Genomic DNA, 9243 nt, shown 5'->3' with positions numbered 1-9243 from the left:
GTCACCGTGCGCAAGACGCCATTGAGGTTTTCTTCGAATTCACCGAGACGGGCATCGATATAGTCATCGCACTCGGTGCGTAGCTGCTGCGAGTCGGCATGTGCTGTAGACACGATGCGCTGGGCTTCTTCCTCTGAACGGCGCACAACTTCCGCCTCGGAGACTAAACGCTGTTGCTCCGCCATGCCTTCGTCAACGCTGCGCTGATAGGAGGCGTTACCGTCTGCGACCAGACGCTCTGCTTCATCGCGAGCACGAGTTACGGTGGTTTCGGCTTCTTCCCGAGCACGTGTAGTCACGGCTTCAGCATCTGCCTCTGCACGGTCAACCATGTCGGTAGCACGAGTCTGGGCGTCGGCAAGAATGTCTTCAGCATCTGCCTGGGCGTCATCCACAATCTGGCGAGCGCGCTCTTCTGCACCAGTAAGAATCTCATTGCGGTTATCTAACACGTCTTGCGCATCATCAATCTCCGTAGGCAGGGCGTTACGAAGATCATCCAACAAGGCCAGCATGTCATTACGCGGGACCATGCAGTTGGAGGTCATTGGCACGCCGTAGCCTTGCTCGACATGTTGGACTAGTTCATCAAGCGCTTCAAAGACACGATACATAACCGCCATCCTAAACTAGCTGGATACAAAAACGGGTCTGCCACGTCGGTGCAGACATGACAGACCCGCAACTTGGCAGATTACTAAGCAGTTTTAGATGACACCCTGTGCCAGCATGGCGTCGGCAACCTTCTTGAAACCGGCAATGTTAGCACCGGCGACATAGTCACCTTCGCGGCCGTAGGTCTTTGCCGTCTTCGAAATCGACTGGAAGATGTTCGCCATGATCTGCTGCAGCCGTTCATCGGTGTAGTCGAAAGACCAGGAATCACGGGTGGCGTTTTGCTGCATTTCCAGTGCGGAGGTGGCGACGCCACCGGCATTGGCGGCTTTGCCTGGGATGAAAGCAACATCCTTGGACTGGAAGTAATGGGCAGCCTCCGGGGTGCATGGCATGTTGGCGCCTTCGGCAACATACCTCACGCCATTTTCCACCAGGCGCTTCGCATCATCCTCATCCAGCTCGTTCTGGGTGGCACATGGCAGTGCAATATCGCCGGATTCTTCCCAAATATTGCCACCTTCATGGAAGGTAACACCGTCTACTTCTTCAGCGTAAACGTTAATGCGCTCGCGACGGTTTTCCTTAACGTCGCGGAGTTTCTCTACATCCACACCTTCTGGGGTGGAGATGTAGCCGGAAGAATCGGACATAGCGATGACAGTGCCGCCAAGCTCCTGGGCTTTTTGGGCGGCATAGATGGCGACGTTTCCGGAGCCGGAGATAATAACCTTGGAACCTTCGAAGCTGTCACCGAAGTGATTCATAGCTTCTTTGGTGATGTAGGCGACGCCATAACCGGTGGCTTCAGTACGCACCAGCGAGCCGCCCCAGGTCAGCCCCTTGCCGGTCAGGGTGCCGGATTCGTGCTGATTAGCCAGACGACGGTATTGGCCGAACAGGTAGCCGATCTCGCGCCCGCCAACCCCGATATCACCAGCTGGAACATCACGGTATTCGCCAATGTGGCGGTGCAGCTCAGTCATGAATGACTGGCAAAAACGCATAATTTCAACGTCGGAACGGCCCTTTGGGTCGAAGTCAGAACCACCCTTGCCACCACCGATAGGCAGGCCGGTCAGAGAGTTTTTGAAGATCTGTTCAAACCCCAGAAACTTAATGATCGAGAGGTTTACCGAAGGATGGAAACGCAGACCACCCTTGTATGGGCCCAGAGCAGAGTTGAACTGCACACGGAAGCCACGATTGACCTGCACCTCACCATTGTCGTCGGTCCACGGCACACGGAACATGAGCTGACGTTCCGGCTCGCAAAGACGTTCGATGAGACCGTAGTTGGCGTATTCCGGATCTTTTTCCAGAACAATCTTGAGGGAGTCCATTACTTCTGCCAAAGCCTGGTGGAATTCAGGCTCTCCGGCATTGCGCTCGAGCAGGCGGTCGTAGTAGCTGTTGACTTGCTTTTCGACGTTCACGTCTATGGCCTTTCTAGTGGATTGCACCAAAGTGGCTTGCACCAATAATTTGTAAGTTTTCTCGCATCGCGTGGATTTCGCAAACAAAAACACTCCAACTTCAGGAACATACCGGTCATCCTATTGGAACCTACCCCCATAAGTGTGCACTGGATCATTATTCAACACTCCGTCACCGCGTTAGCCTGTCGTTTTTCAACGGCCATTCGACAGGTATCCAAGAACTAATCAACAACCGATCCGCCGACTCGACTACCCTGACGGCTATGCATATCGTTATCGCCCCGGATTCTTTCAAAGGTTTCGCTACTTCCGAACAAGCTGCAGCTTGGCTTGCCGACGGAGTCGCCGAGGTTTTTCCGAATGCCACTATCACCACCGCCGGTATGGCCGATGGAGGCGAAGGCACAGCGGAGCGGTTTTCCGGTGAGACCATCACTCTGCCAACGACTGACGCCGCCGGGCGCCTAACCGAGGCGAGCTATCGCTACGACCGTGCCAAGAAGACTGCTTATATCGATATCGCAGCTGCTTCTGGGTTACCTGCGGTGGCCGACAAACTCGACGCGTTGAGTGCTGACACTTACGGCACCGGCGTGCTGATCGCGGATGCACAGACACGCGGAGCGCAACGAGTCGTGCTGGGGTTGGGTGGCTCGGCCACCACTGATGGCGGTATGGGGATCTTGGTGGCGTTGGGTGCCGCCCCACACGATAAGCGCGGCTATCCATTGCCCAAAGGTGGCGGGCCGTTGGATCGCCTAGAACACATTGACACTGCGAACTTAAATGTCGCCGCTGCGGGTATGGAGTTCGTGTTGTTGACCGATACCACTACCCCCGCCTGTGGCCCGCAGGGCAGCGCAGAGGTTTTCTCGCGACAAAAAGGGGCCGATGATGAGCAAGTCGCCCATTTAGATGCTGCCTTGCGCAATTTGTGTGAGGTAGCTGGAGTAGATCCAAACGCAGAATTCATGGGCGCAGCCGGTGCCACTCCAGTGGGACTAATCTGGTTGTCGCGTTTAATCTATGGCACCGATGATCACGTACACCTATTGCCTGGTGCCGCCGTTGTAGCCCAGGAATTAGGGCTTCCTGCGGCTATCGCGCAAGCCGATCTAGTGATTACCGGTGAGGGCCGTTTTGACGAGCAATCCAGCCGCGGAAAGGTAATCAGCCAGATCACGGAATTGGTGCAGCAAGCCGAAAGCACTCCCCCTGTATTAGCGATTGCTGCTGCCGAATTCACTACGGAGCCTGTAAACGACGCGCTAAGTGTGCAGCTGGCGCCGGGTAAAGATGTGGCAGATCAACTACGCGCGGCAGGGGCGGAAATCGCCCGAAAATTTCAGCAAACCCACTTATAGTCGCTAGGCCTATTGCTCGCAATATCTAGCGAAAGATGTTTACCGTCCATGGGTAGGTTGCGGGTTGCTCATAGGCTTTCTCGTTTTCCAGCAGCACGCGGTCATTCGGCAGTGGCGCTTCCGGTGTTAAAAACCGCGACAGTGCCATGGTCAGCTGGTTGACCGAGCCTTTTACCCCGTCGACTTCGAAGCGGTAGCGGTGCATGACACCGTCTTCGAGTTCCGCGTCGTTGTGTTCGTCCTCGTAGATACGGTGCAGTTGCTCTACGACGTCTTCGGCTACTTTAGGCTTGTCGTCGAAGGACAGCTTCGCCGATTTCAGCATCTCGGATTTCACGAGTTTATCGCAGGCAAGCTCGTAGTTTTCGCGCAGGCGTTGTGCGGGTTCTACGGGGATGAGAACGTCAAACTGAATAGTTGGCATAACGATAAGCCTACCCTCATCATTCTCTGTTGCCTAGAGGCGTTCGTGTGCCGTTATTCACGGTTTCCTTGCCGACGCCACGCTGCCGTTGCGCGTTCTCCACCCGATATTCTTGGCACCGCGTACACATGACGAAAACCGCCACCCCGTGTGGGATGGCGGCAGTCTAGGAGGGAACGAGTTAGCGTTACACGCAGCTACAGTTGAACGCTACTACGGAGCAGAGCTTACTTCGCAGCCTTGTTCAGCTTTTCTGCACCGTGGAAAGCGGCTTCGACTTCGAATACCTGCTTGGCAGCGAGGATCTTGTTGCGGGCTTCCTTCTTCTGCTCGTGAGTTAGCTTGGTGAAGCCTTCCAACTGTTGCAGGGCCAGGTGCTTGGTGCGGGCAATCGCCTTAGCCAAGAATCCAGATGCTTTCTTCGCTTCTTCGTTTACCTGGTTCTTGGCAACGCCAGCCTCGTAGGCATCTTCCACTTCGTAAACGTGCTCAGCGTCGTTGACCATCTTCTCGTAGAAAGCCTTCTGCTGCTCGGTCAGGTGAGACAATCCACGCAACTTCTCCAAGGCCTCTGCCTTGGTGTAGTCCAGAGCCTTTTCGACGTCGGTGTCTGGAGTTTCTACTGGAGCCTGTGCGCCTGGAGCTGTTGCGAATGGAGCAACAGGGTTAGCGTTTTCGGCCTTGGCAGCAGCCAAAACTGTATTCACCGTGTCTGCGTTGTCTGCAGACTCAATCTGCTTGTAAAAGACATCGCGTTGCAGTGGGTTCAGATTTGGCAGGTGGCTCAGCTCATGCAACGCATCCTGCCGTGTATGGTTCAGCTCCACCAAAGATTTTTGGGTTTTAGCTTTCGCTTCTCCTACAAACTTATTGAGTTCTTCGTCTTTGATCGTAGAAATCTCTTCGTCCGTAAACCCAGCCGCCTTGAATCCGTTCCTGAGGATTTCTTTTATCTCAGCATCGCTTTTACCTTCGCGGATTGCTTTCGCGACATTTTCTGCTGCAACAGCTGCTATTTGGCCTTTCCAAGTTCCTCCAAACTCAGCTTCGAGACGCTGCGGGGAGTATTTTCCTGCTGGCGCAGGGGTTGCCCAGTCCGCCGGGTTCTGTGCAGGACTCTCTGGTGCAGATGGGTGGTCAGCCGGCGCACCATTCTTTGCCGTCAGAGTCTGTTTTGCAGAGGCTACCGTTTCTTGGAGCTGAGATTGCAGCTCATCCGACGGATATTCGTCTAGATCTTGCTTGGAGAAATCTGAACCTGGAACTCCGGCAGCACTTTTTAGACCATTCTGCAAAATCTGACGAACTTCATCATCGGTCGCACCATTTTTCAGTGCAGTCGCAGCCTCATTCACGGTATCAACGGCAACGTTTCCTGCTTCTGTGCCGGAAAATTCATTGTGGAGCTCATCAAAGGATGGTTCATTTACCTCTACCGCCATTGCATAGTTAGCAGTAGCGAGGCTACCTCCTGCAACGGCCACTGCCGCCGCAATAGCAATTCCGCGACGCTTCACGGTTCCGGCGACAAGCTTAAGGTTGGACACGATCTGTCCCCTTTCAAATAAGTACTCAGGGTGCATCAGCGGTTGCCGATGTTTTGTACGTGTCAACTTAACTCCGTTTTATGTGTAGCTGAACAAAAATAACCATGAGTTTGTTAGCGAAAAGATAAAAGGAGGCTGACAGAAAAATGACACCTGACCAGGTGTAATTCATGTCTCCGCACGTAGTGATCCTGGGGACAATGGGCACGAAAAAGCCGCTGCTTCAGTGGAAGCAGCGGCTTTCAGCGATCAAGGATCAAACTGAAACTAACGATCCGTCTTCTTTAGAAACGAATGCCAATCTTAGCTAGAGCATCGCGAACCTGAGCTTGGACGTTGCCAGCTCCGGTGAAATAGTTGACGATTTGCAATAGTCCACCGAAGAGCAGTCCCAATGCACCTACGCCGGCAGCAACACCGAAAATTCCTTTAGCAGAATCCGATGCACCGCTTGGATTCCACCAGTTAGACGATCCATCAAGCAGACCTGGCTTAGGTTGCTCCTTTTTACCGCCCTTGTCTTGGCCTGCCTTATCCAGTTCTTTCTTCAGCTGCTCAAGTCGCTGCAGATCCGATGCTAATTTTCCGGCCTTGGCAGTCAGCTCGTCACGCTGTTGTTTCAGCTTAGCTTCCTGAGCATTAAGTTCAGACTCCTTAGCACTCTGGTCCTGAGCCTTCTGCTCCAGCTCGTTGTTCAGCTTCTGCAACTTGTCAAATTGCGGCTGTAGTTCCTTCGATTTCGCAGTCAATGCCTCTTCTTGTTTTTGCAGCTTTTCAGTCAACGCTTTCAGCTCAGACTCTTTAGCATTCTGATCCTGAGCCTTCTGCTCAAGCTCATTGTTCAGCTTGTTCAGCTTTTCAATCTCCGGCTGAAGTTGCTTCATTTTCTCAACAAACTCAGCTTGCTGCTTCTTCAGTTCGGCAGCCTTAGCCTCTAACTCTGCATTACGGCCTGCGAGTCCAGACTCTTTTTGGTCAAGCTCAGCTTGGCGTGCAGCTTGTTCTTCGGCCTGCTTCTGCAAGTCATTGTTGAGCTTGTCCAGCTCTTCAATCCGAGGGAGAAGTCCCTTCGCAGCAGCATCCAATTGTTCACGCTGTTGTTTTACAGAAGCTTCGCGCTCATCCAACGTAGATGCTTTGTCGTTGAGATCTGCTTCTTTCTTATCAAGCTCAGTTTGGCGCGCATCCTGATCTTTAGCCTTCTGCTCCAAGTCATTGTTGAGCTTGTCCAGCTTTTCGAACTCGAGCTGAAGTTTCTTCAATTCCTCAGCAAACTCAGCTTGCTGCTTCTTCAGCTCGGCAGCCTTAGCATCCAGCTCGGAGTCACGCGCATCCTGATCTTTAGCCTTCTGCTCCAGATCCTCGTGCAGCTTCTCCAGCTTTTCAATCTCCGGCTGCAGTTCTTTCAGGCGTTCAACAAACTCAGCTTGCTGCTTCTTCAGCTCGGCAGCCTTAGCATCCAGCTCGGAGTCACGCGCATCCTGATCCTGAGCCTTCTGCTCCAGATCCTCGTGCAGCTTCTCCAGTTTTTCAATCTCTGGCAGAAGCGCCCTCAACTCAGCAACCAGCTCTTCACGCTGCTGCTTTAGAGCGGCTTCACGCTCATCCAATTCAGATTCACGAGCATTCTGATTCTCAGCCTGCTTCTGCAGATCGTTATTCAGCTTGTCAAGCTCTTCAACCTTAGACAAAAGCTCCTTGGCAGCAGCAACCAGCTCTTCACGCTGCTGCTTCAACTCGGCGGACCTTGCAGCTAGCTCAAGCTTTTCTTTCTTTACTTCAACCAGTGGGCGGAAGCCATCTTTCCACGCCGTCTTGTCCGCTTCATCGTGCAAATTAGAGCCAGGCTGTTCGTACACAAGCTCGGCGTGCTTATTGACAACTTCTTCGACATTCCCGACGATGGCGCCATCCGATGAACGCAGCTCAGCTTCAATAATCTGTTCCCGTGCTTCAAAATAAGCTTTAGGCGATGGCGTCGTATAATCAGCGGCTAGTTCGACCTCGCCGTCAGCAACGAGGGTGCTGAAATACTTTTTCGTCTCCTGCTCAATCTTGTATTCAAAATTACTGTACTTATCAGCATCTTCAAAGCCACCGCGGTACTGGTTAGCAATCTCCTTGCCTACCTGCTCCGGGTTTTTCGTCTCAATCAAGCGAGACTTAATTTTAGTCTCTTTATCTTTTTTGAAAGCTTCTTCCCAAGTGGGCAGAGTGTACTGATCCTCAAGATCAATGTCATTGTCATGTACACGTTCAGTAAAGTGGCGCTTTACTTTCTGCTCAAGCTGGTATTCAAAACGGCCGAAGGCTGCTTCATCACCGGAAAATTGATCTTTGTATTTCCCAGCAACTTCTTGAGCAACCGCTTCTGGATTCTTCGTCTCAGTTAAACGGGCATCGATTGTCTGCTTTTCACGATCAAACACTTCCTGAGCAGCGGGTGCCTGGTTCGCATTCTCCTCAGCTGCCGTTACTGCCCCACCGTTTGCGTCCTGCCCGGATGCATAGTTTGCGCCCACGATGCCGCTGCCTGCAACAGCAACTGCAGTTGCGATTGCGAGACCACGACGCTTGACCGTCCGGTTAACTGATTTTGGAATTGACAACGCTTTCCCCTAACGAAAGTCTCAACCGAACGACGACGCCCAGCTGCTGATAACACTTACAGCCATAATGTTATAGCTTTGCTACATTCCACACAAGAAAACCTTAGAAAATCTTTCGGGTTTACTACACATTTTCCTACTGGGCAGACAAAGTCTCGGCTTAGAAAAATTATTACCCACCTGAGCTGCACAAACAGATTTTTGCTCGTGGAATTTTCATACTGGCCCAGATGCGCTTCGGACCACACCACCTTATACCGAGGGTACTCCGCTCACTCCCCGCTCTCGCCAGTAATGGTCGTGTCACCTTTCAAAAGACAAGTTCGGATCCTTTCTCTCTGCATTCAGCCTCGTGCTATTTAGCTAGCATTATTTGCATGTCTCAGCACTCAAAAACTTCACAAGCCAGCCCCAATCCACAACACATTGCCGACCTTCTCAATAACCACACCGCAGATCTTTCCTGGCAACAAGCCTTTTACGACGACCTCCACGAACACCCCGAGCTTTCCCACCAGGAAGAACGCACAGCTGCAGCCATCCACGCCGCCCTCCAGCGCTTTGATGTCGAGGTGACCACCGGAATTGGAGGCCACGGCATCACCGCTGTTATGCGCAACCAAGCCACAGAGGAAACTCCCACTGCCCTCATGCGTGCGGATTTTGATGCGTTGTTTGTCGATGGCAAAAACATGCATGCCTGTGGGCACGATATGCACACCACTGCCCTGCTCGGTGCGCTGGCAATCTTGGACAATCTCCGCGAGCATTGGGCCGGTACAGTCATCGCATTATTCCAACCCGCCGAAGAATCCTCCATTGGTGCAAAACTCATGATCGAAGACGGTCTAACAGATAAAATCCCCGCCCCGGATGTGTGCCTAGGCCAACACGTCATGCCCGGGCGCGCAGGCGAAGTACAAACCCGGCGCGGTCCGTTAATGGCGGGCTGCGATTCCATCAAGGTCACTATTTTTGGCAAGTCCGCCCACGCATCGATGCCGCACAAATCGATTGACCCCACGTATACGGCTGCGATGATCGTTACCCGTTTGCAGGCGATCGTGGGCCGGGAAGTCGCTCCTGATGAGTTTTTCGTGATTTCCGTGGGCACGCTGCGCTCGGGCGATACCAACAACATCATTCCGGACAGCGCGGAGTTAGTGCTCAACACCCGCTATTACGACGAGGAATTAGCAGAACGCGTATACGCTGCGCTTAAGCGCGTGGTGCAAGCAGAAGTCG

General features: G+C 52.9%; 7 protein-coding genes. 2 read left to right on the top strand and 5 right to left on the bottom strand.

The features are described from left to right. Both A5774_RS07445 and gdhA read right to left on the bottom strand, forming a co-directional pair. A partial coding sequence (locus A5774_RS07445; RefSeq protein WP_064834133.1) for a DivIVA domain-containing protein occupies nt 1–614 on the bottom strand: 614 nt, incomplete at its 3' end. A 93-nt stretch (nt 615–707) separates the two neighbouring features. Further along, a complete protein-coding gene (gdhA, locus tag A5774_RS07440; protein WP_027017838.1) occupies nt 708–2051 on the bottom strand; it encodes an NADP-specific glutamate dehydrogenase in 1344 nt (447 codons plus the stop codon). 266 nt (nt 2052–2317) lie between these two features. Here gdhA and A5774_RS07435 point away from each other — a divergent pair, with 266 nt between their 5' ends. Next, on the top strand, nt 2318–3418 hold the full coding sequence (locus tag A5774_RS07435) for a glycerate kinase (RefSeq protein ID WP_064834131.1): 1101 nt from the start codon (nt 2318–2320) through the stop codon (nt 3416–3418). Between the two features lie 25 nt (nt 3419–3443). On the opposite strand, the gene A5774_RS07430 is transcribed toward A5774_RS07435, so the two are convergent. From A5774_RS07430 to A5774_RS07420, 3 genes are all read right to left on the bottom strand, one after another. Continuing rightward, nucleotides 3444–3842 (bottom strand): hypothetical protein, encoded by a 399-nt coding sequence (locus tag A5774_RS07430; RefSeq protein WP_021353236.1) that lies wholly within the window; start codon nt 3840–3842, stop codon nt 3444–3446. A 227-nt stretch (nt 3843–4069) separates the two neighbouring features. After that, on the bottom strand, nt 4070–5389 hold the full coding sequence (locus tag A5774_RS07425) for a GA module-containing protein (protein ID WP_064834129.1): 1320 nt from the start codon (nt 5387–5389) through the stop codon (nt 4070–4072). A 284-nt stretch (nt 5390–5673) separates the two neighbouring features. Continuing rightward, on the bottom strand, nt 5674–7998 hold the full coding sequence (locus A5774_RS07420; RefSeq protein ID WP_064834127.1) for a hypothetical protein: 2325 nt from the start codon (nt 7996–7998) through the stop codon (nt 5674–5676). Between the two features lie 377 nt (nt 7999–8375). Between A5774_RS07420 and A5774_RS07415 the strand changes: the two genes are divergently transcribed. Beyond that, nucleotides 8376–9243, top strand: an 868-nt coding sequence (locus A5774_RS07415) for an amidohydrolase (protein ID WP_064834125.1), incomplete at its 3' end; no start/stop codon positions are given.

This window comes from Corynebacterium sp. EPI-003-04-2554_SCH2473622 (assembly GCF_001665955.1).
GTDB lineage: Bacteria > Actinomycetota > Actinomycetes > Mycobacteriales > Mycobacteriaceae > Corynebacterium > Corynebacterium pseudodiphtheriticum.
The sequence above is the reverse complement of the archived record's forward strand: the minus strand, read 5'-3'. Positions and strand labels throughout refer to the sequence as shown.